This window comes from Olsenella uli, assembly GCF_016899935.1.
In the GTDB taxonomy this organism is placed as follows: Bacteria; Actinomycetota; Coriobacteriia; order Coriobacteriales; family Atopobiaceae; genus Thermophilibacter; species Thermophilibacter uli_B.
Genome location: NZ_JACJJK010000010.1, coordinates 1 through 23278, shown reverse-complemented (window position 1 = coordinate 23278; position 23278 = coordinate 1). Strand labels below are relative to the sequence as shown.

22 protein-coding genes, 3 tRNA genes and 1 other RNA gene are annotated in these 23278 nt (G+C 72.0%); 23 read left to right on the top strand and 3 right to left on the bottom strand.

The annotated features are described in order from the left end of the window. The first annotated feature begins 2 nt into the window (after nt 1-2). The 15 genes from H6A07_RS08880 (at nt 3) to H6A07_RS08810 (ending at nt 16297) form a co-directional block, all read left to right on the top strand. On the top strand, nt 3-1442 hold the full coding sequence (locus H6A07_RS08880) for a UDP-N-acetylmuramoyl-tripeptide--D-alanyl-D-alanine ligase (RefSeq protein WP_204814562.1): 1440 nt from the start codon (nt 3-5) through the stop codon (nt 1440-1442). Continuing rightward, on the top strand, nt 1439-2470 hold the full coding sequence (gene mraY, locus H6A07_RS08875) for a phospho-N-acetylmuramoyl-pentapeptide-transferase (protein WP_204814561.1): 1032 nt from the start codon (nt 1439-1441) through the stop codon (nt 2468-2470). The genes H6A07_RS08880 and mraY overlap by 4 nt, the downstream gene beginning before the upstream one ends. A 13-nt stretch (nt 2471-2483) precedes the next feature. Beyond that, complete coding sequence (gene murD, locus H6A07_RS08870) at nt 2484-3890, top strand: UDP-N-acetylmuramoyl-L-alanine--D-glutamate ligase (RefSeq protein ID WP_204814560.1); 1407 nt, start codon at nt 2484-2486, stop codon at nt 3888-3890. Next, nucleotides 3887-5368, top strand: a complete 1482-nt coding sequence (locus H6A07_RS08865; protein ID WP_342636584.1) for an FtsW/RodA/SpoVE family cell cycle protein — start codon at nt 3887-3889, stop codon at nt 5366-5368. Before murD ends, H6A07_RS08865 begins: the two co-directional genes overlap by 4 nt. An 8-nt stretch (nt 5369-5376) precedes the next feature. Then, nucleotides 5377-6507, top strand: coding sequence for a UDP-N-acetylglucosamine--N-acetylmuramyl-(pentapeptide) pyrophosphoryl-undecaprenol N-acetylglucosamine transferase (locus H6A07_RS08860; protein WP_204814559.1), 1131 nt, complete (start codon nt 5377-5379; stop codon nt 6505-6507). A gap of 943 nt (nt 6508-7450) precedes the next feature. After that, nucleotides 7451-8857 carry a UDP-N-acetylmuramate--L-alanine ligase gene (gene murC / locus H6A07_RS08855; RefSeq protein ID WP_204814558.1) on the top strand — a complete coding sequence of 469 codons (1407 nt, stop codon included), beginning with the start codon at nt 7451-7453 and terminating at the stop codon, nt 8855-8857. A 9-nt stretch (nt 8858-8866) separates the two neighbouring features. After that, on the top strand, nt 8867-9784 hold the full coding sequence (gene murB / locus H6A07_RS08850) for a UDP-N-acetylmuramate dehydrogenase (protein ID WP_204814557.1): 918 nt from the start codon (nt 8867-8869) through the stop codon (nt 9782-9784). Between the two features lie 3 nt (nt 9785-9787). Then, a complete protein-coding gene (locus tag H6A07_RS08845; RefSeq protein ID WP_204814556.1) occupies nt 9788-10840 on the top strand; it encodes a cell division protein FtsQ/DivIB in 1053 nt (350 codons plus the stop codon). A 207-nt stretch (nt 10841-11047) separates the two neighbouring features. Continuing rightward, the gene (gene ftsZ / locus H6A07_RS08840) at nt 11048-12211 is read left to right on the top strand and encodes a cell division protein FtsZ (RefSeq protein WP_204814555.1); all 1164 of its coding nucleotides are present in this window, start codon (nt 11048-11050) and stop codon (nt 12209-12211) included. Nucleotides 12212-12213: 2 nt separating this feature from the next. Further along, entirely contained in the window at nt 12214-13029 is an 816-nt protein-coding gene (locus H6A07_RS08835; protein ID WP_204814554.1) for a polyphenol oxidase family protein, read from the top strand. Further along, nucleotides 13026-13754, top strand: coding sequence for a YggS family pyridoxal phosphate-dependent enzyme (locus H6A07_RS08830; protein ID WP_204814553.1), 729 nt, complete (start codon nt 13026-13028; stop codon nt 13752-13754). Before H6A07_RS08835 ends, H6A07_RS08830 begins: the two co-directional genes overlap by 4 nt. Before the next feature lie 39 nt (nt 13755-13793). Further along, entirely contained in the window at nt 13794-14435 is a 642-nt protein-coding gene (gene sepF / locus H6A07_RS08825) for a cell division protein SepF (protein WP_204814552.1), read from the top strand. Between the two features lie 10 nt (nt 14436-14445). Continuing rightward, nucleotides 14446-15258: a pyrroline-5-carboxylate reductase gene (proC, locus tag H6A07_RS08820; protein WP_204814551.1), complete on the top strand. Its 813-nt coding sequence runs from the start codon at nt 14446-14448 to the stop codon at nt 15256-15258. Nucleotides 15259-15289: 31 nt separating this feature from the next. Further along, nucleotides 15290-15559: a YggT family protein gene (locus H6A07_RS08815; RefSeq protein ID WP_204814550.1), complete on the top strand. Its 270-nt coding sequence runs from the start codon at nt 15290-15292 to the stop codon at nt 15557-15559. A 60-nt stretch (nt 15560-15619) separates the two neighbouring features. After that, nucleotides 15620-16297, top strand: a complete 678-nt coding sequence (locus H6A07_RS08810) for a DivIVA domain-containing protein (RefSeq protein ID WP_204814549.1) — start codon at nt 15620-15622, stop codon at nt 16295-16297. Nucleotides 16298-16641: 344 nt separating this feature from the next. Here H6A07_RS08810 and rnpB read toward each other — a convergent pair. Further along, an RNA gene (gene rnpB / locus H6A07_RS08805) (RNase P RNA component class A) lies at nt 16642-17002 on the bottom strand. 112 nt (nt 17003-17114) lie between these two features. On the opposite strand from rnpB, the gene H6A07_RS08800 reads away from it, so the two are divergent. Then, the gene (locus H6A07_RS08800) at nt 17115-17648 is read left to right on the top strand and encodes a glucose PTS transporter subunit IIA (RefSeq protein ID WP_204814548.1); all 534 of its coding nucleotides are present in this window, start codon (nt 17115-17117) and stop codon (nt 17646-17648) included. Continuing rightward, complete coding sequence (locus tag H6A07_RS08795) at nt 17648-18292, top strand: IMPACT family protein (protein WP_204814617.1); 645 nt, start codon at nt 17648-17650, stop codon at nt 18290-18292. The genes H6A07_RS08800 and H6A07_RS08795 overlap by 1 nt, the downstream gene beginning before the upstream one ends. A 45-nt stretch (nt 18293-18337) precedes the next feature. Here the strand turns inward: H6A07_RS08795 and H6A07_RS08790 are convergent, their stop codons facing one another. Continuing rightward, on the bottom strand, nt 18338-19702 hold the full coding sequence (locus tag H6A07_RS08790; RefSeq protein ID WP_204814547.1) for an aminopeptidase C: 1365 nt from the start codon (nt 19700-19702) through the stop codon (nt 18338-18340). A gap of 124 nt (nt 19703-19826) precedes the next feature. Here H6A07_RS08790 and H6A07_RS08785 point away from each other — a divergent pair, with 124 nt between their 5' ends. From H6A07_RS08785 to H6A07_RS08760, 6 genes are all read left to right on the top strand, one after another. Beyond that, nucleotides 19827-21221 (top strand): CCA tRNA nucleotidyltransferase, encoded by a 1395-nt coding sequence (locus H6A07_RS08785; protein WP_204814546.1) that lies wholly within the window; start codon nt 19827-19829, stop codon nt 21219-21221. Between the two features lie 131 nt (nt 21222-21352). Then, nucleotides 21353-21426, top strand: a tRNA-Gln gene (locus H6A07_RS08780). Between the two features lie 29 nt (nt 21427-21455). After that, nucleotides 21456-21532: transfer RNA gene (locus tag H6A07_RS08775), tRNA-Glu, on the top strand. 3 nt (nt 21533-21535) lie between these two features. Then, nucleotides 21536-21612 (top strand) — tRNA-Glu (locus tag H6A07_RS08770). 24 nt (nt 21613-21636) lie between these two features. Next, on the top strand, nt 21637-22119 hold the full coding sequence (locus tag H6A07_RS08765; protein WP_342636583.1) for an ABC transporter permease subunit: 483 nt from the start codon (nt 21637-21639) through the stop codon (nt 22117-22119). Nucleotides 22120-22137: 18 nt separating this feature from the next. Continuing rightward, nucleotides 22138-22839, top strand: coding sequence for an AAA family ATPase (locus tag H6A07_RS08760; protein ID WP_239471193.1), 702 nt, complete (start codon nt 22138-22140; stop codon nt 22837-22839). 155 nt (nt 22840-22994) lie between these two features. On the opposite strand, the gene H6A07_RS08755 is transcribed toward H6A07_RS08760, so the two are convergent. After that, a partial coding sequence (locus tag H6A07_RS08755; RefSeq protein WP_204814545.1) for a hypothetical protein occupies nt 22995-23278 on the bottom strand: 284 nt, incomplete at its 5' end.

Genomic DNA, 23278 nt, shown 5'->3' with positions numbered 1-23278 from the left:
TCATGATTCGACTGAGCGTATCCGACATAGCGGCCGCGACGGGGGCCACCGTGCTCTCTCCCGGCTCGCGCGAGGTCTGCGGGGAGGCGGTCATCGACTCCCGCGAGGCCAGCGAGGGCCGCGTCTTCGTGGCGTTCGCCGGCGAGCGGGTCGACGGCAACGCCTACCTCGTCCCTGCCGCCCGGCTGGGCGCGGCGGCCGTCGTCGCCTCGCGCGACGTGCCCCCGGCCGACCTCGACGAGCTCGCCTCGCTCGGCTGCGCCGTCCTGCGCGCCGCCGGCGACGACTGCGAGGAGTTCCTCCTGCGCCTCGCCCGCCGCGTGCGCGACGCGCACCCGGAGTGGCTCGTCGTGGGCGTCACGGGGTCGGTCGGCAAGACCACGACCAAGGAGATGCTCGCCGCCGCCCTCGGCGCGCAGCGGCGCACCCACGCGACCCGCGGCAACCTCAACAACCTGATCGGCCTGCCGCTCACGGTGCTCTCGGCCCCCGACGACGCCGAGGTGCTTGTCTGCGAGCTCGGCATGAACCACGCCGGGGAGATCGCGCGCCTGAGCGCCGCCTGCCGCCCGACGCTTGCCTGCGTCACCAACGTGGGCACGAGCCACATCGGGCTTCTCGGCAGCCGCGAGAACATCGCCCGGGCCAAGGCGGAGATCGTCTCGGGCATGGTCGGCCGCTCCGACGTCCCCGCGACCCTCGCGCTCGGCTCCTCGGGTGACTTCACCCCCCTCATCGCCGACGGCTTCGCGCGCCCCGCAGGCGTCGACGTCATGCTCGTCGGGCGCGGCGCGGCCGACGCGGTGCGCCGCACGGCGCTCGAGCTCGACGAGGAGGGCCGCGCGCGCGTCACGCTCGCGTGCTCGGACGGCTGGTCCGGCTCGCTGCGCCTGCCCATGCCCGGCCGCGCGCCCGTCGACGACCTGCTGCTCGCGCTCGCCCTCGTCTGGCGCGCGGGGCTCGACCGCGACGCCGCGCTCGCCGCGATCGCGGCCATGCCGTCCACGAGGATGCGCCTCGACGTCCGCGTCGCCCCCTCGGGCGCCCGCGTGATCGACGACTCCTACAACGCCGCGCCCGCCTCGATGGCCGCCTCGCTCGGCGTGCTCGCGAGCATGGCCTGCACGGGCCGCCGCATCGCGGTGCTCGGCGAGATGGGCGAGCTCGGCGACGAGGCCGCGCGCCTCCACGGCTACGTGGGCGCCTACGCGGCCGCCACGGGGGTCGACCTGCTCGTGATCGTCGGCGGCGCGCTCGCCGACGAGATGGCGGAGGCGGCCCGCACGATGGGGCTCTCCGAGGACGCCATCTGCCGCCTCGCCACGGTCGAGGAGGCCGTCTCCGTGATCGGCCCCGTCCTCGCCGACGGGGACCTCGTCCTGGCCAAGGCCTCGCGCGCCGCCGGTCTCGACCGCTTTGTGAGGGGAGTGCTCGCCCAATGATCGGAAATCCCGCCTATCCCACCTACCAGGTGTTTCTCGCCGTCGGCATCGCCGCGCTCGTGACCGGCCTTCTGATGCCGCCCTTCATCCGTCTCATGCGCCATGAGGGCGTGGGCCAGCAGATCCGCGCCGACGGCCCGCAGCGCCACCTCGTCAAGCAGGGCACGCCGACGATGGGCGGCGTGGTCATCCTCGTGGGCGTGGTCGTCACGTGCGCGCTCGTCGCCGAGTGGACGCCGGGCCTCGTGCTCGCCGTCGGGGCGACGCTCGTCACCGGCTCGCTGGGCCTGCTCGACGACATCGAGAGCGTGGCGCACGGCCGCTCGCTCGGGCTCACCCCCTCCCAGAAGATGGCGGGCCTGATCCTCATCTCCGTCACCTTCTGCCTCGTCGCCGTCAACGTCTGCGGCATCGAGCCCACGATCAGCTTCCCCGGCGGCCTCGTCATCGACCTGGGCGCCCTCTCCACCACCTTCGTCGTGGGCGGCGCGAGCGTCATGGTCCCCTGGGTCTACCTCGCCTTCGTGTTCCTGCTCATGGCCGGCCTCTCCAACGCCGTCAACCTCACCGACGGCCTGGACGGTCTGGCGGGCGGCTGCACGATGGTCGTGATGCTGTTCATGGCCATGGTCGCGTTCCGCTACAACGAGCTCGACCTCGCGATCCTCGCCGCGTCGATCGCCGGCGCCTGCGTGGGCTTCCTCTGGCACAACTGCTACCCCGCCTCGATCTTCATGGGCGACACCGGCTCGCTCGCGCTCGGCGCCGCCTTCGCCTCGCTCGCCGTGCTCACCAAGACCGAGGTCACCTCGCTCATCATGGGCGGCCTGTTCATCTGCGAGGCCCTCTCGGTCATGATCCAGGTCATAAGCTTCAAGCTCACCGGGAAGCGCGTCTTCCTGATGGCGCCGATCCATCACCACTTCGAGAAGATGGGCTGGAAGGAGAACAAGGTCGTCGTGCGGTTCTGGATCGTCTCCGCCGCCTTTGCCGCGCTCGGCTTCGCCCTCTACTTCCAGCTCGGGTAGGGGGGCGAGCACCATGGCCGTCAGCTCTCAGCGGTTCCTCGGCGACATCGCCGTCCTGGGCCTCGGCCGCACCGGCGAGGCGGTCGCGCGCTACCTGCAGGGGCTCGTCCCGTCCCGCGTCTCCTCGGTCACCCTCTTCGGGGGCGCCTCGTCCGCGCCGGGCGAGAAGACCCGTGCGCTCGAGGCGCTCGGCGTCACCGTCGTCTGCGGCACCGAGGAGGTCGAGGGCCGCTTCGACCTGGCGGTCGCCTCGCCGGGCATCCCGGACTCCTCCGCGTTCTTCCGCTCCGCCGCCGCCCACGCGGCCGAGGTGATCGGCGAGCCCGAGCTCGCCTGGCGCGAGAGCCCCGAGCGCTGGGTCGCCGTCACCGGCACCAACGGCAAGACCACGACCACCTCGCTCGTCACGCACCTGCTGCGCCGGGGCGGGCTCGACGCCGCGTCGGTCGGCAACATCGGCACCACGCCGACCGAGGCGCTCGCCGCGCGCGGGGAGCGCACCTGGTTCGTGGCCGAGCTCTCGAGCTTCCAGCTCGCCACGACGCGCCTCTTCCACCCGCGTGTCGCGGTGCTGCTCAACGTGACCCCCGACCACCTCGAGTGGCACCACACGATGGAGGCCTACGCTGCGGCCAAGGAGCGCGCCCTCGCCAACCTCGCGCCGGGCGACCTCGCCGTCGTCTCGGTCGACGACGCGTGGTGCCGCGCGGTCGCGGGGCGCGCCGAGGCGCGCGGCCTCGCCGTCTGCCGCCTGAGCGTCGAGGGCGAGCCGGACGCGCCCGATGCGGCCTTCCTGCGCGACGACGCCCTCGTCGTGCGCCGCCGGGGCGTCGAGCTCGCGCTCGTGGACGCCTCCGAGCTCAGGATCTTCGGCCGCCACAACGCCGAGAACGCCCTCGCCGCCGCGGCGGTCGCGCTCGAGCTCGGCGTCGGCGCGGACGACGTCCGTGACGGCCTCAGGTCCTTCTCGCCCATCGAGCACCGTATCGAGCCCGCCGGCGAGGTCGGCGGCGTCCGCTTTGTCAACGACTCCAAGGCCACCAACGTGGACTCCGTGGTCAAGGCGCTCGCGTCCTTCGAGCCGGGGACGGTCGTCGTTCTGCTCGGCGGCCACGACAAGGGCACCGAGCTCGGTCCGCTCGTCCGGGCGGTGCGCGAGCGCTGCCGCGTCGCCGTCTGCTTCGGCGAGGCGGGGGAGCGGATCGCCCGCGCCCTCGAGGGGGAGGCGCCCGGCCTCTGCGTCCTGCGCGCGCCGCACCTGCGCGAGGCCTTCGCCGCCGCCGCGTCTGCGGCGCGGCCCGGCGAGACGGTGCTCCTCTCGCCCGCGTGCTCGTCCTTCGACGAGTTCTCCGACATGGCCGAGCGCGGCCTCCTCTTCAAGCGGCTGGTCCGCGAGCTCGCCGAGGGGGCGGGCGCGTGACGGCGCGGGGGGCCGTCGCCGGGCGTGCGCCGCGCGGGGGCGCCCGGGAGCGGGGGGAGCGGAGCCTGTTCGGCGTCCCCGAGCGGTTCATGCGCCCGCGTCTCGTGCTGCTCGCGGTCGTGGCCGTGCTCGTCGCCTTCGGCGCGCTGATGGTCTTCTCGGCCTCCTCGGTCACCGCGCTCAATGCCACCGGGGACGCCGCCTACTACCTCAAGCGTCAGCTCGCCTTCGTCGCGCTGGGCACCGCGATCGCCGTCGCGCTCGCCAAGGTGGACTACCACGTCTGGGTCCGCGGCGCCCTCATGCCCGTCTGGGTCGTCACGCTCGCTCTGCTGCTCGCCGTCATCGTGCTCGGCACCGACAACGGCATGGGCGCCACGCGTTGGATCGACCTCGGCTTCTTTGACCTCCAGCCGTCGGAGTTCGCAAAGATCACGGTGATCTTCACCGCCGCCAACCTCGCGGAGGCCTACTTCGAGCGGGGCTCGCTCGACTGGTCCCACTTTCTCATGCTCCTGGGCGTGGGCGTGTGCCTGCCGCTCCTGCTCATCATCATGCAGCCGGACAAGGGCACGACCATGGTCTGCGGCCTTACGCTCGTGGTGATGGGCTACCTCGCGGGCCTGCCCAAGCGCCTTCTGATATTCATCCTCGTGCTCGCGGGCGCGCTCTTCCTCTTCCTCTCGCTGAAGGACGACTACTCCCGCGCCCGCTTCCTCGCGATGCTCGACCCCTGGTCCGACCCCTACGGCAACGGCTGGCAGCTCATCCAGGGCTTCTACGCCTTCGGGTCGGGCGGCCTTTTCGGCGTGGGCGTGGGCTTCTCGCGGCAGAAGTACGCCTACCTCCCCATGGCGCACAACGACTTCATCTTCGCCGTGATCGGCGAGGAGTGCGGGCTCGTGGGCACGCTCGGCCTGATCGCCGGCTTCATGGTGTTCCTCTGGGCGGGCCTGCAGATCGCCCGCCACGCCCCGGACCTCGCCGGGCGCCTCGTCGCGGCGGGGTGCACCTCGATCGTGGTCATCCAGCTCTTCCTCAACGTGTTCGGCGTTCTGGGGCTCTTCCCGCTCTCGGGCAAGCCGATCCCGTTCGTGAGCTACGGCGGCTCCTCGATCCTCGCGAGCCTCATGCTCGTGGGGCTCGTGGTCTCAGTCTCGGTGCACTCGCGCCTGCCCGAGACCGCCCACGACAGCGCGCGCCGCTCCTGGCGCGAGGTGGACGAGCGGGTCGACTCGGGTGGCCTCTCGCTGGTCGGGGAGGCGACGCCGCGCTCGGCGCGCACCTCGGCGCCGGGCCCCTCCGCGCGGTCGGGCTCGGGGCTGCGCGTCGTGGAGGGCGGCTCGTCCGGTCGCGGCGGTCGGGGGGCCCCGCGCGGGCGCGTGAGCGAGAGCGGCGGCAGGAGAAGGATCGACCTCGGCCCGAGCGCCACGGAGCGCCTGCGCGGGCGCGGCTCCGGCCCGAGGACCAGACGATAGGAGCGAGCATGGGCGAGAAGAACCTCCAGATCGCGATCGCGGCCGGCGGCACGGCCGGCCACATCAACCCGGCGCTCGCGCTGGCCGAGGAGCTGCGCGACCGCGGCCACCGCGTGCGGTTCTTCGGGCAGACGGCCAAGCTCGAGGGCCGCCTCGTCCCGGAGGCGGGCTTCGAGCTGGTGCCGGTCGTTGTGAGCGGCTTCGACCGGGAGCGGCCGTGGACGCTCGTGAGCTCGCTCGTGCGCATGCGGCGCGCGCAGGCCAAGATCGCGCGGCTCTTCTCGGAGGAGGGAGCGCCCGACGTGGCCGTGGGCTTCGGCGCCTACGTGGAGATGGCGCTGCTCAACTGCTGCCACCGCCTCGGCGTGCCCTACGTGCTCCACGAGCAGAACTCCGTGGCGGGCCTTGCGAACAAGGCGCTCGCGCCGCACGCGGCCGCCGTGTGCATCTCCGTGCCGGCCGCCCGCGCGGTCTTCGAGCGCGAGGGGCGCCGCGCGCCGTCGGTGGTGCTCACCGGCAACCCGGTCCGCCGCAGCGTGACGCACGCGAGCCGGGAGGCGGGCCGCGCGGCGCTGGGCGTGGGCGCGGACCAGACGGTGCTGCTCGTCTTTGGCGGCTCGCTCGGCGCGGCCCACATCAACGAGGGCGTCTGCCGCCTCAAGCGCGAGCTCCTCTCCCGCGAGGGGCTCGTGGTGGTGCACTCCACGGGCGCCGACGGCTTCGACGAGACGGTGTCCGCGCTCGCGCTCACGCCCGAGGAGCAGCTCCGCTGGCGCGTGATGCCCTACATCTCCAACATGGGCGAGGCGCTCGCGGCCGCCGACCTCGTGCTCTCGCGCGCCGGCGCCTCCTCGATCGCGGAGATCGCCGCCGTGGGCGTGCCGAGCCTGCTCGTGCCCTACCCGCACGCCACGGCCGGCCACCAGACCACCAACGCCCGCTTCCTCACGGACGCCGGCGCCGCCGAGCTCCTGCCGGATGACCGCATCGACGACCCCGTGTTCGCCGAGACGCTGCTCGGCCTCGTGGACGACCCGGCGCGCCGGGAGGCCATGCGCGCCGCGGCGCTGGGCCTCGGCCAGTCGCGCGCGGCGGCCGCGCTGGCCGACGAGGTGGAGGCCGCAGCGGGCCTACGCTAGGCGTTCTTCTCGCCCCGCCCGAGAATCGGGGGCCTTGTCCCGGCGCCGTCCAGGAAACGCCGCGTTTGTCCCGGTGCCGTCTGGGAAAAGCCGGGCTTGACACGCCTGCGGGCCCGCCGGCCGCGCAACCCCCCGGATTCCCGGACGATTCCGCGCCAACCTCCCGGATTGCTAGAACGTCCCGTGACAACGCCGCGGATTGCTAGAACGTCCCGGAACAAGGTCGCGGATTCCCGGAACGCCCTGGGACAGCGGCGCGGATTGCTAGAACGCTTCGGGACAAGGTCGCCGCTCTCTGGAGCGGTCACGTGTCCGTCCGGGAATCCCCGACCGCGTCCCGCTGCGCCCCGAGAATCGCCGCCCTTGTCGCGCCGCCGTCCGGGAAACGCCGGGCTTGACACGCCTGCGGATCGCGTCGGCCGCGCAACCTCTCGGATTCTTGGATGTTTTTGCGACAGGGGACCGGATTCCTGGAGCACCTCGGGACAAGGGCGTGGATTGCTAGAACGCCCCGGGACAAGGGCGCCGTTTCTTGGACGACCCTGGGACAAGGTCGCCGTTCTCTAGAGTGGGCACGCGCCCGTCCGGGAATCCCTGGCCGTGGCCCGGCGCGCTCCGAGAATCGCCGCCCTTGTCGCGCGGTGCCCCAGGAAACGCTGGGCTTGTTACACCTGCGGGCCCGCTGGGCGCGCAACCCCCGCGATTCCCGGAAGATTCCGTGACAACGTCCCGGATTGCTAGAACGCCCCATGACAACGTCGCGGATTCCCGGAACGTCCTGCACCAACGTCCCCGATTCACGGAACGCCTTGGGACAAGGGCGCCGTTTCTTGGGCAGCGCGTCAAGCGGGATTTGTGCACGAGGGCGCAAGCCGGCGTGGGCGGCGCCCGTTTGGGCTACAGTAGATGCGATATGCACCGAGAAGGACGGAGGGTCGGCAGAATGTCCGACATGCAGAACGTCACCAGCGCGCACTTCATCGGCATCGGCGGGGCCGGCATGAGCGGCATCGCCCTGGTGCTCCACGAGCGCGGATGCCGCGTCACGGGCTCGGACCTCAAGAGCTCGCACTACGTCCGCGAGCTCGAGGCGGCCGGCATCGACGTCACCGTGGGCCACGACGCGGCCACGATCGACGTCGTCGCGCCGCAGGTCGTGGTCACCTCCACGGCGATCCCCGAGACCAACCCCGAGGTCGTGCGCGCCCGCGAGCTGGGCATCCCCATCTGGCCGCGCGCCAAGATGCTCTCCTACCTCTCCGGCGCCTCCACCACGGTGGCCGTCGCCGGCACGCACGGCAAGACGACCACCTCCTCGATGGTGGCCACGATGCTCGACAAGATGGGCCTCGACCCGTCGTTTCTGATTGGCGGCGTGGTGGAGGGCTACGGCACCAACGGCCGCAACGGCTCCGGCGAGCACTTCGTCTGCGAGGCGGACGAGTCCGACGGCTCCTTCCTCTACCTGAACCCGCGCGTCGTGGTGGTGACCAACATCGAGGCCGACCACCTCGACCACTACGGCACGCTCGAGAACATCGAGAAGACCTTCTGCACGTTCATGGGCCTCGTCGGCGACGAGGGCACGGTCATCGTCAACGGCGACGTGGCCCGCTACGTGGAGCTCGCCCGCTCCACCGGCCGGCGCGTCGTGACCTACGGCTTCGACCCCGCCTGCGACTACGTGTGCGTCCCCGAGCCGTCCAACCACGCGCTCGCGAGCAGCTTCTCGGTGCGCCTGCCGGGCGGCGAGAAGAACGTCCACGTGACCATCGCTGCCAACCCCGGCCGCCACAACATGGCCAACGCCACCGCCGCGATCGCCGTGGCCGGCGTGCTCGGCCTCGACGCCGAGGACGCGGCCGCCGCGCTCTCCCAGTTCAAGGGCGCGCGCCGCCGCTTCACGCACGTCGGCGACGTCGCGGGCGTGACGGTCGTGGACGACTACGGCCACCATCCGACCGAGATCGCGGCGACCCTCGGCGCGGCCGCCGACCTGCCCTTCGAGCGGATCGTGTGCGTCTTCCAGCCGCACCGCTACAGCCGCACGCAGGCGCTCGCCGACGAGTTCGGCACGGCCTTCGACCACGCCGACGTCCTGCGCGTCATGGACGTCTTCAGCGCGGGCGAGATGCCCATCCCGGGCGTCTCCGGCAAGACCGTCGTCTCGGCCGTGCGCGCCCGCGGGCACGTCGGTGACGTCGCGTACGTGCCGAACCGCCACGCCCTGATTGACGACCTCTGCGCCACCTGCCGCCCCGGTGACCTGCTGATCACGCAGGGCGCCGGCGACGTGACCGCAATCGGCCCCGCCTTCATCGAGGCCATGCGCGAGCGCGCGGGCCGCTAGGGGGCACGCTTGAGCGTCTTCAACGCCTACATGAGCCTCTCGGGGGCCGTCGACGCCGACGTCTCGCGCGACGAGCCGCTCTCCCGCCGGACGAGCTATCGCATCGGCGGGCCGGCGGCGCTGTTCGTGCGCGTGCGCGACTACGCTGCCCTCGTGCGCACCGTCGAGGTGCTCGCCGAGGAGCACGTCCGCTGGGTCGTGCTCGGCAAGGGGAGCAACGTCCTGGCCGACGACGCCGGCTACGACGGCTGCGTCATCGTCCTGGACGGCGACTTCACGCGCGTGAACGTCTCGGCCGAGGACCGCACGATCACGGCCGGCGCCGGCGCCGCGCTCTCCCGCGTGGTCAACGAGGCGCTGCGGGCCTCGCTCTCGGGGCTCGAGCCGTGCGCGGGCATCCCCGGCACGCTCGGCGGGGCGCTCTCCATGAACGCCGGGTCGCGGCGCGAGTGGATCGGCCGGCGCGTCCGTGACCTCGTGGTGTACCGGCCCGGGGAGGGGATGCACCGCTACGCCGGCGAGGAGGTCGAGTGGGGCTATCGCACGACGACGCTGCCCACCTCGGAGGTCATCCTCGAGGCCACGCTCCAGCTCATGCCCGCCGAGAAGGACGCGATCGCCGCCGACATGGACGCCCGTCTGCGCCGGCGCCGCCAGAGCCAGCCGCTGTCGCTGCCGAGCTGCGGCTCGGTCTTCCGCAACCCGCCCGACCGCTCGGTGGGGGCGCTGATCGAGTCGTGCGGCCTCTCCGGTCTCACGTGCGGCGGCGCCGAGATCTCGCCGACGCACGCCAACTTCATCGTCAACCGGGGCGGCGCCCGCGCCGCGGACGTGCTCGCCCTCATCACGCGCGCCCACGACGCCGTCATGGGGCGCTACGGCATCGACCTCTCCCCCGAGGTGAAGTTCCTCGGATTCGGGGGCTAGCCCATGGCGGGCGAGAAGGACAGGCGGCCCACGCCCCGGGGACGGGCGCCCAAGGCCGCCGGGCGCGCCCGTCGCGCCCCGGCGCCGCGCACGGCCCAGGCGCCCGCGCCGCGCGCCCGCGCGAAGGCGCCCGTGACCGCCCGCCGCTCGGGCCCGCAGCTCGCGGGGCCGGGCCGCGCCGCTGCGAAGCCCCAGCGCCCCCGCGACCGCCGCGTCCGGCACCAGCGCGCCGGCATGCTCAGGGTCGCGGCGCTCGTCGCGGCGGGCCTGCTCGCCCTCGCCCTCGTCGCCGTGGTCGCGCTCTTCGCGCTGCGCAACTCGCCGGTCTTCGCGATCACCTCGATCGAGTTCGAGCCCACCGAGCACGTGAGCGCCGAGGACGTCCAGAGCCTCGCCCAGGTGCCCGAGGGGGCGACCCTGCTCAACGTGGACACCGACGCCATCGAGGAGTCGCTCCGGAAGAACCCCTGGGTGGCCTCCGCGAGCTTCTCGCGCTCCTTCCCCGGCACCCTCGTGATCAGCGTGGAGGAGCAGCGCCCCGCCATGCTCGTGCTCATGAGCTCGGGGACCGTCGCCTGGTACCTGAGCGAGCAGAACACCTGGATCGAGCCCGTCAGCGTGGAGGCGGCGGAGGGGCAGTCCGTGAGCGACGCCGCCCTCGCGCTCGCCCAGCAGGCCGGCTGCCTCCTCGTCACCGACGTCCCCTCCACCGTGGACCCCGCTCCCGGCTCGGCGGCCACCGACGCCGTGCTCGACGCCGTGCGCCAGTTCCAGGAGGGCTTCTCGGACGACTTCGCCGCGCAGGTCGCGTGCTACAGCGCCCCCTCGACGGAGAACGTCTCCTGCGTGCTGGAGAGCGGCGTCGAGGTCTCCCTCGGCGAGCCGACCGACATCTCCGAGAAGGAGCGCATCGTCGAGGGCTACCTCGCCCAGAGCGACGGTCACGTCGTGCGCATCAACGTGCGCGTTCCCTCGAGCCCCGCCTACCGCGAGCTCGACTCCGACAACGTCCAGCCCGGCGACGGCGTGGGCGCGGCGCAGACCTCGGGGGAGTGACGGCCGCTCGCAGCCCCTCCGAGCTGCGGCGTCCACAGATTCGTCACACGACTTGACGAGCAAGCCTCAAGTGTGCAAATATGCTTCGCTTTATCCCAAGCTTCGGGGTTAACTTGACCTTTAGGGTTTGCCTCGCACGGGACCGAGCGAGAAGCACGACCTCAGGCACGCTCCGCAACGAGGCACGAAAGGCAAAAGGAGAGCACGATGATCAAGGACACCGACACCCTCAGCAACTATCTCGCCGTGATCAAGGTCGTGGGCGTGGGCGGCGGCGGCACCAACGCGGTGAACCGCATGATCGAGGAGGGCATCCGCGGCGTCGAGTTCGTCGCCGTCAACACCGACGCGCAGGCGCTCGCCATCTCCGACGCCGACATCAAGGTCCACATCGGCACCGACATCACCAAGGGCCTCGGCGCCGGCGCCAACCCCGAGGTCGGCAAGGAGGCAGCCGAGGACTCTCGCGACGAGATTAAGGCCGCGCTCGCCGGCTCCGACATGGTCTTCATCACCGCCGGCGAGGGCGGCGGCACCGGCACCGGCGCCGCGCCCGTGGTGGCCGACATCGCCAAGAACGACGTGGGCGCCCTCACCGTGGGCGTCGTGACCAAGCCCTTCACCTTCGAGGGCCGCAAGCGCTACGCCTCGGCCACCCAGGGCATCGCCAACCTCTCCGAGAACGTGGACACGCTCATCGTGATCCCCAACGACCGCCTGCTCGACCTCTCCGAGAAGAAGACCACGATGCTCGAGGCCTTCCGCATGGCCGACGACGTGCTGTGCCAGGGCACCCAGGGCATCACCGACCTCATCACGGTCCCGGGCCTCATCAACCTCGACTTCGCCGACGTCTGCACCATCATGAAGGGCGCGGGCACGGCCATGATGGGCATCGGAACCGCCTCCGGCGACAACCGCGCCACCGACGCCGCCGAGGAGGCCATCTCCAGCCGCCTGCTCGAGAGCTCGATCGACGGTGCCACCCGCGTCCTCCTCTCGATCGCCGGCAACAAGGACCTCGGCATCCAGGAGATCAACGACGCCGCCGACCTCGTGGCCAAGAACGTCGACCCCGAAGCCAACATCATCTTCGGCACCGTCGTCGACGAGTCCCTCGGCGACCAGGTCCGCGTGACCGTCATCGCCACCGGCTTCAACGACGCCAACGTGCAGCAGCCGCTCCCGTCGCTCAACATGGCCCCGCGCCGCGAGCGCCAGGCCCCCGCGCGCGACGTGCGCCCGGCGCCCACGCCCGCCTCGCAGCAGCCGGCCTCCATGCCGATCAACGTGAGCCGCCCGGCCTCGGCCTCCTCGTCCAACGACAAGGAGTTCGACATCCCCGACTTCCTCAAGCGCAGCCGCCTCTAGCGATGGCCGCGCTCACGCGACAGACCTCGTGCGGCGTGACCCTGCTCTCGGACGATTCCCGTCCGGGCGGGGTCACGCTCGCGTTCACCGAGCGGACGGGCGGCGTCTCCGAGGCGCCCTACGCCTCGCTCAACCTCGGCGCGCGCTGCGGCGACGACCCCGCGCGCGTCGCGGAGAACCGCCGTCGCGCGCTCGCGGCGCTCGGAGCCGAGGACCTTCTCGACCGTCTCGTGGTGCCGCACCAGGTCCACGGCGACCACGTGGTCGTCGTGCGCTCGGCCGACCCGGCCGCGCTCGACGCCGCGCGCGCCGAGGCCGAGGCGGGCGCGGACGCCGTGGTCTGCACGGCCCCGGACGTGCCGGTCCTCCTGTGCTTCGCCGACTGCGTCCCCGTGGTCCTCGCGGCCCCGGGCGCGTTCGCCGTCGTCCACTCCGGCTGGCGCGGCACGGTCGCGCGCATCTGCGGCACGGCCGTGCGCTCCCTCTGCGCCGAGGCCGGCTGCGCGCCCGCCGACCTTCTCGCCTACGTGGGCCCGCACGTCGGCGCCGCCGACTACGAGGTCTCCGAGGACCTTGCCGCCCGCTTCGCTACTGAGTTTGGCCCCTCGGTCGTGCCGACGCCGCGCCACCTCGACCTCGGCGCCGCCGTGGTCGCCGCGCTCGCGGAGGCCGGCGTGCCCGAGAAGAACGTGGCGGTCTGCGACGTCTCGACGGCGAGCGCGACGGAGCGCTTCTACTCGTACCGCGCCGAGGGCGGCGAGACCGGCCGCCACGGCGCGATCGCACTCATGAGAACAGGGGAGGCGACGCTCGGATGACGGGCGACCCGAGGTCATACGAGGAGTTCCTGAGGAGCCGGCGCGAGGAGATCGTCGAGCGCGTCGCGGCGGCGGCCGCCCGCGCGGGGAGGGACCCGCGCGAGACGGAGGCCATCGCGGTCTCCAAGACGGTCGACGTCGACGCGGTCCTTCTCGCCCTGCGCGCGGGATGGTCGCGCTTCGGCGAGAACCGCCCGCAGGAGCTCGGGCGCAAGCTCGACGCCCTCGAGGGCGCGCCCGAGGCCGCCGGGGCGACCTTCGACATGATCGGCAACCTCCAGAAGAACAAGATCAACCAGGTGATCGGCCGGGTCCGGCTGATTCACTCGATCTCCTCGGCGCACCTCGCCGAGGCCGTCTCCACGCGCTGCGCGGCGCGCGGGATCGTCGCGGACGTGCTGCTCGAGACCAACGTCTCCGGCGAGGCCTCCAAGTCGGGCTTCTCGCCGGACGAGCTGCGCGCGTGTGCGGAGGAGGTCGTGGCCCTGCCGGGGCTCTCGGTGCGCGGCCTCATGACGATGGCCCCGGCCGGCGACCCGTCCGCGGCGAGAAGGACCTTCTCGGGCCTGCGGGAGCTCGCGGACGAGCTGCGCGCGCGGACGGGGCTTGCGCTCGAGACGCTCTCGTGCGGCATGAGCGACGACTTTGAGATCGCGGTGGAGGAGGGCTCGACCCTCGTCCGCCTCGGAAGGTGCGTGTTCGACCCGGGGTACAACCTCGACTAACGGTGCTGCGCCGCGAGGCGCACGAGCGAAGGAGGGCACATGAGCTTCCTCGACACGATCAAGGACCGCCTGCGCGGCGGTGGCGACGACTACTACGAGGACGACTACTACGACGAGGGCTACGAGGACGACGGCTACAGCCGCGAGGGCGGCTCGCGCCGCGACACCTCCTCCGGCAGCGGGCGCCTGCTCGGCACGACCCCGCGCCCCGAGGCGGAGAGCGTCTCGGTCTACACGCGCTCCGGCCGGCCCGTGGGCGGGCGCGACCAGGGAGCCCCCGCGCGCCCCTCCTACGCCGACCCGACCCCGGTCATGCCCGTCGCCGGCGGCCCGTCCGGCTACGACGTCGCGCCGCAGCCCACCACCGACCTCTCCACGGGGCGCGCCTCCCGCGTGAGCTCCGGGCAGCTGCCGCCCTACGTGCTGCGCCCCGTCTCCTACGACGACGTGCAGACCGTCGTGCGCCGCGTGCGCACCAACCAGCCCGTGGTGGTCGTCTTCCGCAACACCAACATCGAGTGCGCCAAGCGCATCCTCGACTTCTGCTTCGGCTTCTCCTACGGCGTGAACGGCGAGGTCACCGAGCTCGGCGACCGCGTCTTCGCCGTGCTGCCGCAGGGCGTGACGCTCACGGCCACCGACATCGACAAGCTGGTCGCCGACGGCGACCTCGTCCGCTAGGGGGCGCGCGATGGCAGACCAGCTCTCGGTGAGCGTCGGCGTCGTCGGCGCGGGCGCCATGGGCGGCTCGATCGCGCGCGGCCTCGTCGAGGCCGGCACGGTGGACGCCGCGCGCCTGCTCGTCGCCGACAGCGACCCGGCGCGCCTCGGGCCCTTCTCCGCGCTCGGCGCGCGCACGTTCCCGGACGGCGCCGCGCTTCTCGCCGACGGCCCCGACGTCCTCGTGCTCGCGGTGAAGCCGCAGGTGCTCGGCGGCGTCATGGCCGAGCTCGCGCCGCTGGTGGGGGAGCGGCTCGTGGTCTCGATCGCGGCGGGCGTCCCCGTGTCCGCGATCGAGGCGGCGCTGCCGTCCGCGCGCGTGGTTCGCGTGATGCCCAACCTGCCCGTCCAGGTGCGCTCGGGCGCCACGGCCGTCACGGCCGGGTCGCGCGCGGGCGAGAAGGACGTGGAGCTCGTGCGCACGCTCTTCTCGGCCCTGGGCGCGGTCGCGGTCATGCGCGAGGACCAGCTCGACGTCGCGGGCGCCGTCTCGGGCTGCGCGCCGGCGTTCTTCTCGCTCTTTGTCGACGCTCTCACGCGCGCCGGCGTCCGCGCGGGGCTCCCGGCGGCCTGCGCGCGCGAGATGGTCGCCTCCACGATGCGCGGCTGCGCCGAGCAGCTCCTGACTGAGGGCGTCCACCCGAGGGAATATATGGAGCGCGTGACGTCGCCGGGCGGGACCACCGCGGCGGCCCTCTACGAGCTCGAGGGCCCGCTCACGAAGGGGACCTACGCGGCGATCGACGCGGCCCTCGCCCGCACGCGCGAGCTCGCCGAAGGATAGCCGGCGGGCGGCGCCCTCAGGAAAGGCAGTCATGGGACTCTATCAGCTCGTCTCGATCGTTCAACGGCTCTTTGACATCTACGGGTGGCTCATCGTCGCGTGGTGCCTCATGTCGTGGGTGCCCGCGCGCCCCGGCGGCTTCTTCGACGACCTGCGCGGCGCGGTGGGCATGCTGGTGGAGCCCTACCTCGGGCTCTTCCGCCGCTTCATCCCGCCGATTATGGGCGTGGACTGGTCGCCCGTTGTGGCGATATTGGTCCTGGGCGTCATCGAGCGGCTCGTCTACACGATTCTCCTGTAAGATTTGGTGTACACAGGGGCGCGGGCCGAGCCCGCCCCCGTCGAAGGAAAGGGAACAGGAATGGCAATCACACCCGCAGACATCGAACAGCAGACCTTCTCCCCCTCCAAGCACGGCTACGACACCGAGGAGGTCGACGCCTTCCTCGAGCAGCTCTCCTCCGAGGTCGACGCGATGCTCCAGAAGATCGCGGACCTCAAGGGCCGCCTGACCTCCACCGAGCAGCAGCTCTCCGCCGCCCAGGCGCAGATCGCGAGCCTCGAGGAGCGCCCCGCCCCCGCGCCGGCGCCCACGCAGGCCGCCGCGCCCGTGCCCGACCTCTCCGCCTCCGAGCGCCAGATCTCGCAGGTGCTGATCGTCGCCCAGCAGTCCGCCGACAAGCTCCTCTCCGAGGCCCGCGACAACGCCGACCGCATCCGCAACGAGGCCGACGCCAAGGCCCGCGAGGTCATCCGCCAGGCCCTCGCCGAGAAGCAGAACGAGCTCGACGAGATCGACCGCCTCAAGGCCTCCCGCGAGGAGTTCCGCGGCGAGTACAAGAAGCTCCTGCAGCACTTCATGGACGACGCCGAGGCCATGTTCCCCACGCAGGCCAGCCTCTCCGGCGCGCCGAGCGGATCGGCCGGCACCACGCACGCCGACGCGCCCGTGAGCGCCCCGGCCGCCGTGGCTGCGCCCATCCCGACGCCGGCCCCCGCCGTGACGGTGAACCCCGGCGACTTCGGCGACCTCGACTAGCGCGCAGCGCGCAACGAGCGCACGCGACCCCGGACCGTGAGGGCCCGGGGTCGTTTTTTCGTGGCGGGCGCGCGGTCCTTCTCGGCCGCCTGTCGGGGCTCTTCCTGAAATTCCCGGGGTTGTTGCGGGGACGTCCAAGAATTCGGGACCGTGCGCAGAGCGTTCCGAGAATCGCCGACCCTGACCCGGATTCTTCCGGGAATCGCCGACCGTGCGCGCCCGCACGGCCCCTCCGGCGCGCAACCCCACGGATTTGCGGAAGCGCCCGGGACAAGCCCCCTAATTCCCGGACGCCGCCGGAACACGGCCCCGGATTCTCGGAGCGGGCGAGAAGAACGACGAAGGTGCGAGGTGGGCCTGTAAGCCGGGTTCTGTCGTGGGCGGCCATTTATCTACGACGGTCGTCACCGACCGCCTCTAGCGCGCAACCCGAGCGCAGTGCGGGCCACACCATGGCGCTCCTATTTGCGTTTGCTCCGGATGGGGCTTGCCAAGCCGCCGTGTTGCCACGACGCTGGTGGTCTCTTACACCACCGTTTCAGCTTTTCCCTTTGCGCGGCCCGAGGGCCGGCCAGTTGGAGTCTTCTTTTCTGCGGCGCTTTCCGTCGGGTTACCCCGCCCGGCCGTTAGCCGGCATCCTGCCCTGGGGAGCCCGGACTTTCCTCATGACGCGCAAGCGCGTCCCGCGGTCGCCTGGCCCACCTCGCGTGGTCGATTCTACCATGAACGCGCCTTGCGCCGGCTCCCTCCGCTTGTTCTACAATACTTGCGTGTGAAGGGCCGCCCGCGTGGCGGCATGCTGCGGAAAGGCAGGTACGTGGGTCTGTTCGACAAGCTGGGCCGGGCGCTCGCCGACCGCGCCAAGCCGACGCTCAAGCCTGTGCCCACCCCCGAGGACCCCCAGGCCGTGCTCGCCCCGGTGACGGGGCGCGCGATTGCGCTCGGCGACGTAGGCGACCCGGCGTTCTCGGGGGGCATGCTCGGCGTCGGGCTGGGGATCGCGCCGGCGGGCGACGTGGCGTACGCGCCGGTCACCGGCGTCGTCGCCGCCGAGGTCAAGACCAGGCACGCCCTGCTCATACGCGCCGAGAGCGGCGCCGAGGTCCTGCTCCACGTGGGGCTCGACTCCGTGGCGCTGCGCGGGGCGGGCTTCAGGCAGCTCGTGCGCAAGGGCGACGCGGTCCGCGCGGGCGAGCCGGTCCTGGGGTTCGACCGCTCCCTCATGGAGGCGCGCGGGCTCGACGACACGGTCGTGGTCACCGTCACCAACCCGGACGACTTCTCGCGCGTCGAGGTGCTCCCGGCGGAAGACGTCGCCGCCGGCGCCGCCGTGATGAGGTGCGTCCCGTGATGAGCCCGGCGGGCGGCTACCGGACGCTGCGGGCGGGCACCGAGGCGACGGGCGAGGTCGAGGACCGTCGCAGCCGCTTCATCGCACAGCTCAGGCACGTGGGCAGCGAGGCCGAGGCCGAGGCGTTTCTCGCCGAGGTGCGCTCCCGCCACCATGACGCGCGCCACAACGTGCCCGCATGGGTCCTGGCGGACGGCCGCGAGCGCTGCTCGGACGACGGCGAGCCCAGCCGCACGAGCGGGATGCCGGTGCTGGAGGTCCTGCGCGGCGCGGGCCTCGCGGACGTGTGCTGCGTGGTGACGCGCTACTTCGGCGGGACGCTGCTCGGGCCGGGGGGCCTCGTGCGCGCCTACACCGCTGCGGCGCAGGCGGCGGTGGCGGCGGCCGAGAAGAACGGTGCGGTCTCAGAGATGACGCTCGTCTGCCCGGTGACGGTCCAGCTGCCCTACGCGCTCTACGACCGGGTGGCGCGGCTGTGCGCCGAGGCCGGCGGGCGCGTGACCGAGCAGCTCTTCGCCGAGGACGTGCAGCTCACGTGCGTGTTCCGCGCGGGCGACGAGGAGCGGTTCTGCTCGGCCGTGCGCGAGCTCGCGAACGGCGAGGAGCTGGCGCGTGCGGGGGAGCCGCGCTTCGCGGAGTTCTAGCGGGGCGCGGTTCGGCCGTCCGAGCGCCGCGCCCCGTCAGCTTTGCTACCGCACGCGCGCGAGCGAGCCCATCGGGTCCCACGGCGCGAGCACGCGGGCCTCCTCGGTCTCGTAGGCGGCGCGCTCCTCCTCCGTGAGGTAGCGCCGGTCAACCACGACCTGGTAGACGTACTCGTCGAACCACGCGTCGGAGAGCGTGTCAAAGCCGTCGCGACCGTGCTCCTTGCCCCAGCTGTTCTCGACCTTCCAGAGCGTGGGACGCCCGTCGGTGTCCAGGTTCACGCCCTCGAGGACCATCGCGTGGGTCATGAGGGACTCTCCGTAGTCCAGGCGCTCCGCGCGGTTCAGGCAGCCCTCCACTGGGAAGCCGAAGAGCGCGTCCACGTCGAGCGCCGCCGTGTCCATGATGCCCTCCGCGCGCACGTAGCTCTGGTCCACGTCGCAGCCAAACCAGACGGGCAGGCCGTCCCTCAGCTGCGCCACGGCCGCCTCCTTCAGGCGCTCGACCGGCAGGTTGAGGTAGCGCACGCCGCCGTCCTCCACGACGTTGCCCAGGCGGCTCACGGTGTAGACGTGCCCGAAGGGCTTGTCGGCGGTGGGGGCGGAGATGAGGCTCACGTAGTCGTCGAGCTCCATGCCAACGGCCTCGGCGAAGAACTCGGTCGGCGTGAAGGTGCCGGAGAGCACGAGCTCGTCGTCCTTGTCGCGCAGGCGCACGTCAAAGCGCTCGGGCGGCATGCCGAGGCAGGTCACCAGGAGACGGTGGACGTCGCCCATCATCTCGGCGCACATGGCGCGCAGGTCGTCCCCGCCGACGCCCGCCCCCGCGCTCTCGCGCAGGCGCCGCGCGCACCCGCGCAGGTAGCGCGTCAGGTACTTGTCCAGCTCGCGCGTGTTGCGCGAGCACGCGGTCTCGGGCATGGCCTCCTTGGGCACCACGCCGTACTTGCGGACGAGGCTGCGGAACATGTCCCACTGGCCGCCGTCGCAGACCGGGTCCGAGAGGAGGTAGCTCACGAGGCGCCCGTCGAGCGGCTCGTCCAGGGTGTCCAGGACGTTCCCGAGGAACCAGTTGCTCTTCTCGAGCTTGTCCCAGAAGAGGGGGTAGGCCTGGCTGAGCTCGAAGGTCTTGAGGTCGTAGCGGGAGATGACGCGGTGGCGCATGGTGTTCAGGCTCGCGAACATCCAGCAGCGGCCGGATCGCTGCTGGTCGCAGCGCTCGCCCTGGCGGACCTCCACGTCAAAGGTCATGGCGTTGGCGGCCACGGCCTCGGGCACGCGCGCGGCGGCGCGGATGCCGGAGGAGGTGACGGCGTTTCTGGCGACGACGCTGGCGCGCTCGGCGGCAAAGGCGTCGCGGGCGGCGGCGAGGTCGTCGGCGGTAATGGGGCTGATCGCGGGGCTGGTCATGTGGGTCCTTTCTCACGGGGGCGTCCGAGGCGAGCATAGCACGGGCGGGCCGGGTCGCGGCGTCGTTCCTGCTAGAATCAGGCGAGAAGAACGAGGGGCCGAGAAGCGCGGGGGAGGTGCTCGCATGGACGCCGTGACCGAGGCGCGCCTGGCGCGCGAGCTGCCCGCCTACGCGCGGCGGGTGCTGGACGCGCTCGAGGCGGCCGGCTTCGAGGCCTGGGTCGTGGGCGGCTGGGTGCGCGACGCCCTTCTCGGCCGGCCGGGCCACGACGTGGACGTGACGACCTCGGCCCCGTGGCGGGAGACCGCGCGCGTGCTGCGCGCCGCAGGCATGGCCGTGCACGAGACGGGGACCGACCACGGGACAGTCACGGCCGTCGTGGACGGGCACCCCGTGGAGACGACGACCTACCGCGTGGAGGGGACCTACTCGGACCGGCGCCACCCGGACGAGGTGCGCTTCGTCACGGACGTGCGCGAGGACCTGGCGCGGCGCGACTTCACGGTGAACGCGATGGCCTTCCACCCCGAGCGCGGCCTGCTCGACCCCTTCGGCGGCGAGAAGGACCTCGCGGCGCGCGTCATCCGCGCGGTGGGGGAGCCCCGGAGGCGCTTCGAGGAGGACGCGCTGCGCGTGCTGCGGGCGGTGCGCTTCGCCTGCCGTCTGGGCGCCGCGATCGAGCCCGCCACGCAGGCCGCGCTCGAGGCGTGCGCGCCGGGGCTCGCGGACATCGCCTCGGAGCGCATCGGCCAGGAGCTGGACGGGATCCTCGCTACGGGGCGCACGGCGTGGGCGCTGCGCCACGAGTTTTCCGTGCTCGCGGCCGCGGTGCCGGAGCTCGGGCCGATGGCGGGCTTTGACCAGAGGAGCCCCTATCACGCCCACGACGTGCTCGAGCACACGGCGCGCGTCTGCGCGGGCGCGGAGGAGTTCGCGGGCGGCCGGCCGCTGCCGGCGCTGCGCTGGGCGGCGCTCCTGCACGACGTGGCCAAGCCGGCCTGCTGGAGCGAGGACGTCTCCGGGCGCGGGCACTTCTTCGGACACCCGGAGGAGGGGGCGCGCGTGGCGCGGCGCGTGATGGGGCGCCTGGCGGTTCCGGGAGAGGTGACGCGTGCGGCAGCGGCGCTCGTGCTGCTGCACGACTTCGAGATCCGCGCGGCGGCGCCCTCCATGCGGCGGATGCTCGCGGAGCTGGAGGCGGCGGCGCCGGGGCAGGCGCGGCCGCTGGCCTTTGCCCTGCTCGACCTCAAGCGCGCGGACGCGGTCGCCAAGGCGCCGCGGTGCATGGGCTACGCGGTGGAGCTCGACGCCATGAGCGCGGCGCTGCGCCGCGAGCTTGCGGCCGGAGGGGTGTGGCGCGTGCGCGACCTCGCCGTGGGCGGTGCGGACGTGATCCGCGAGCGCGGGATCGAGCCCGGGCCCGGCGTGGGCATGGTCCTCGCGCAGCTTCTGGAGGCCGTCAAGGACGGCGAGGTCCCCAACGAGCGCGCCGCCCTTCTCGCCTGGCTCCGCTGGTAGTTGCCTAAAAGGGGTCAGACCCCTTTTAGGCAAGTTTTAGCGCACAACTTCTCCAAAAAATGACGGTTGCGCTTCCGGGGGAGTTCCCGTATAGTACTTCCTTGCGCTGAGAGGCGCACGAAGTGGCAGATTGGGACTTCGTCTAGTGGTAGGACAGCGGATTCTGGTTCCGTCAACGGGAGTTCGACTCTCTCAGTCCCAGCCATTTGCCGCTTGCCTCACAATCGCATATGTGGCCCGTTCGTCTAGCGGTTCAGGACGCCGCCCTCTCAAGGCGGAGATCACCAGTTCGAATCTGGTACGGGCTACCAAACGGCCCGTTCGTCTAGCGGTTCAGGACGCCGCCCTCTCAAGGCGGAGATCACCAGTTCGAATCTGGTACGGGCTACCAAACGTTCAGGGTCGGTGCCTCAGGGTGTCGGCCCTTTTTCTTGCCCGAGCGCCGCCTCCTCCTCACGTTTCGTCGGTCATTTACCTTACGGTCAAGGGCTCCGACGTCTTCGTCTCGGTGCTGGCGTTCACGATCTTCACCTCCGCGGTCGTGGCGGAGATCGTGCGCGGAGGGTTCAACTCGATCTCCCGAAGCCAGTTCGAGGCCGCGCAGAGCCAGGGCTTCGGGTTCTTCTCGACGATGCGCCACGTCATCCTGCCGCAGACGTTCCGCACCATCGTCCCGGCGCTCTTCAGCCAGTGCACCACGGTCATCAAGGACTCCTCGTACCTTGCGGGCATCAACGTGGCCGAGCTCATGTTCTCCGCCAAGGTCGTGATGGGCTACACCACGAGCCTCAGCCAGGTGCTGCTGCTCTATGGCCTCGTGTTCCTGATGTACTTCGCGCTGAAGTTCGGCATATCGCTTCTGGTGCGCGCCTACCAGCGACGGCTGGTCGCGGCCTAGCGAGAGGGGAGAACCGCCATGCAGACCATGCCCGAGAAGCCCGTCGCACCCGCGGCCCCGCCGGACCCCGCGCTCGCCGACGTGGCGGACGCGCCCGTCGTCATCACCATCGCGCGCGACTTCGGCGCGGAGGGCCACGAGATAGGGAAGATGCTCTCCGTGCGGCTGGGCCTGCCGCTCTACGACAACGAGATCCTCGTTCGCGCCGCCCTGCGCAACGGCGCCTCGGTGGATGACGTGGCCGCCTTCGACGAGCGCCCCGCAGCTGCCTCCGGGGCCTTCCTCCCGGACCGCGCGGACGCCCGCACCCGTGGCGACGAGCTCTTCGACGCCGTGGCCCGGGTCATCACGGACCTGGGCAGCAGCCGCCCGTGCATCATCGTGGGACGCCTCTCCGAGTACATCCTGCGCGCCAACCCCAACGTGGTCTCCGTGCTGGTGACGGCGCCGTTCTCCGCGCGCGTGGAGATCGTGCGCGCCAAGCGCGGGCTCAGCAGGGCCCGGGGCGAGCGGCTCGTGCGCCAGCGGCAGCGCGAGCGCGAGGCGTTCTACCGGCGCTACTCGGCGGGCAGGTGCCGGCTGCACGACCACAAGAGCCTGGTGGTGGACCGCGCGGCCTTTGGCCGGGAGGGCTGCTGCGAGGTCATCGAGGCGGCCTACCGCGCCAAGCTCGAGGAACTGGCGAAGCGCCGGGCGCCGGAGGCCCCGGGCGGGGAGTGAGCGGGCCGGCCGCGCGCGGCGGCGGTGTGCGCAGGCGGCGCCGATTAACGTGCTGAATCAAGCACAACTATCTATATCCGCAGTTGAGAATAACGTACTTGTACGATTCAGCGCGTTATTTCGATGGCGCGCGAGTAGCCGAGAAGAACCGTGCGCTACCTGAGCGTCTTGCGATACGCGATGAGCACGATCGAGACCAGCAGCGCGGTGAGCGCGGCGGAGACGACGTAGCTGAGCGCGCCCGCCAGGAGGTTGATGTTCGCGGCCATGTCGGACGCCGCATAGTAGGCCGTCGTGCCGTACTCGGCGGTCCGGGTACCGTTGAAGACGACGTTGGAGATGAGGTTCAGCAGGGCCCAGAGCGCCAGGGAGCCCGCGCTGACGCCGGCGAGCAGGTTGCGGATCCGGGTGAGGGGGGCGAGCGTCAGGGGGTCGGCGG

Excerpts from the sequence above, each read along its gene's own strand:
- proC (WP_204814551.1), top strand. The coding sequence starts at position 14,446 with ATGGCAGACCAGCTCTCGGTGAGCGTCGGCGTCGTCGGCGCGGGCGCC.
- H6A07_RS08785 (WP_204814546.1), top strand. The coding sequence starts at position 19,827 with ATGGACGCCGTGACCGAGGCGCGCCTGGCGCGCGAGCTGCCCGCCTAC.
- H6A07_RS08790 (WP_204814547.1), bottom strand. The coding sequence starts at position 19,702 with ATGACCAGCCCCGCGATCAGCCCCATTACCGCCGACGACCTCGCCGCC.
- H6A07_RS08835 (WP_204814554.1), top strand. The coding sequence starts at position 12,214 with ATGGCCGCGCTCACGCGACAGACCTCGTGCGGCGTGACCCTGCTCTCG.
- H6A07_RS08845 (WP_204814556.1), top strand. The coding sequence starts at position 9,788 with ATGGCGGGCGAGAAGGACAGGCGGCCCACGCCCCGGGGACGGGCGCCC.
- H6A07_RS08815 (WP_204814550.1), top strand. The coding sequence starts at position 15,290 with ATGGGACTCTATCAGCTCGTCTCGATCGTTCAACGGCTCTTTGACATC.
- murC (WP_204814558.1), top strand. The coding sequence starts at position 7,451 with ATGTCCGACATGCAGAACGTCACCAGCGCGCACTTCATCGGCATCGGC.
- H6A07_RS08810 (WP_204814549.1), top strand. The coding sequence starts at position 15,620 with ATGGCAATCACACCCGCAGACATCGAACAGCAGACCTTCTCCCCCTCC.
- mraY (WP_204814561.1), top strand. The coding sequence starts at position 1,439 with ATGATCGGAAATCCCGCCTATCCCACCTACCAGGTGTTTCTCGCCGTC.
- H6A07_RS08860 (WP_204814559.1), top strand. The coding sequence starts at position 5,377 with ATGGGCGAGAAGAACCTCCAGATCGCGATCGCGGCCGGCGGCACGGCC.
- H6A07_RS08880 (WP_204814562.1), top strand. The coding sequence starts at position 3 with ATGATTCGACTGAGCGTATCCGACATAGCGGCCGCGACGGGGGCCACC.
- H6A07_RS08795 (WP_204814617.1), top strand. The coding sequence starts at position 17,648 with ATGAGCCCGGCGGGCGGCTACCGGACGCTGCGGGCGGGCACCGAGGCG.
- murD (WP_204814560.1), top strand. The coding sequence starts at position 2,484 with ATGGCCGTCAGCTCTCAGCGGTTCCTCGGCGACATCGCCGTCCTGGGC.
- ftsZ (WP_204814555.1), top strand. The coding sequence starts at position 11,048 with ATGATCAAGGACACCGACACCCTCAGCAACTATCTCGCCGTGATCAAG.
- H6A07_RS08830 (WP_204814553.1), top strand. The coding sequence starts at position 13,026 with ATGACGGGCGACCCGAGGTCATACGAGGAGTTCCTGAGGAGCCGGCGC.
- H6A07_RS08760 (WP_239471193.1), top strand. The coding sequence starts at position 22,138 with ATGCAGACCATGCCCGAGAAGCCCGTCGCACCCGCGGCCCCGCCGGAC.
- sepF (WP_204814552.1), top strand. The coding sequence starts at position 13,794 with ATGAGCTTCCTCGACACGATCAAGGACCGCCTGCGCGGCGGTGGCGAC.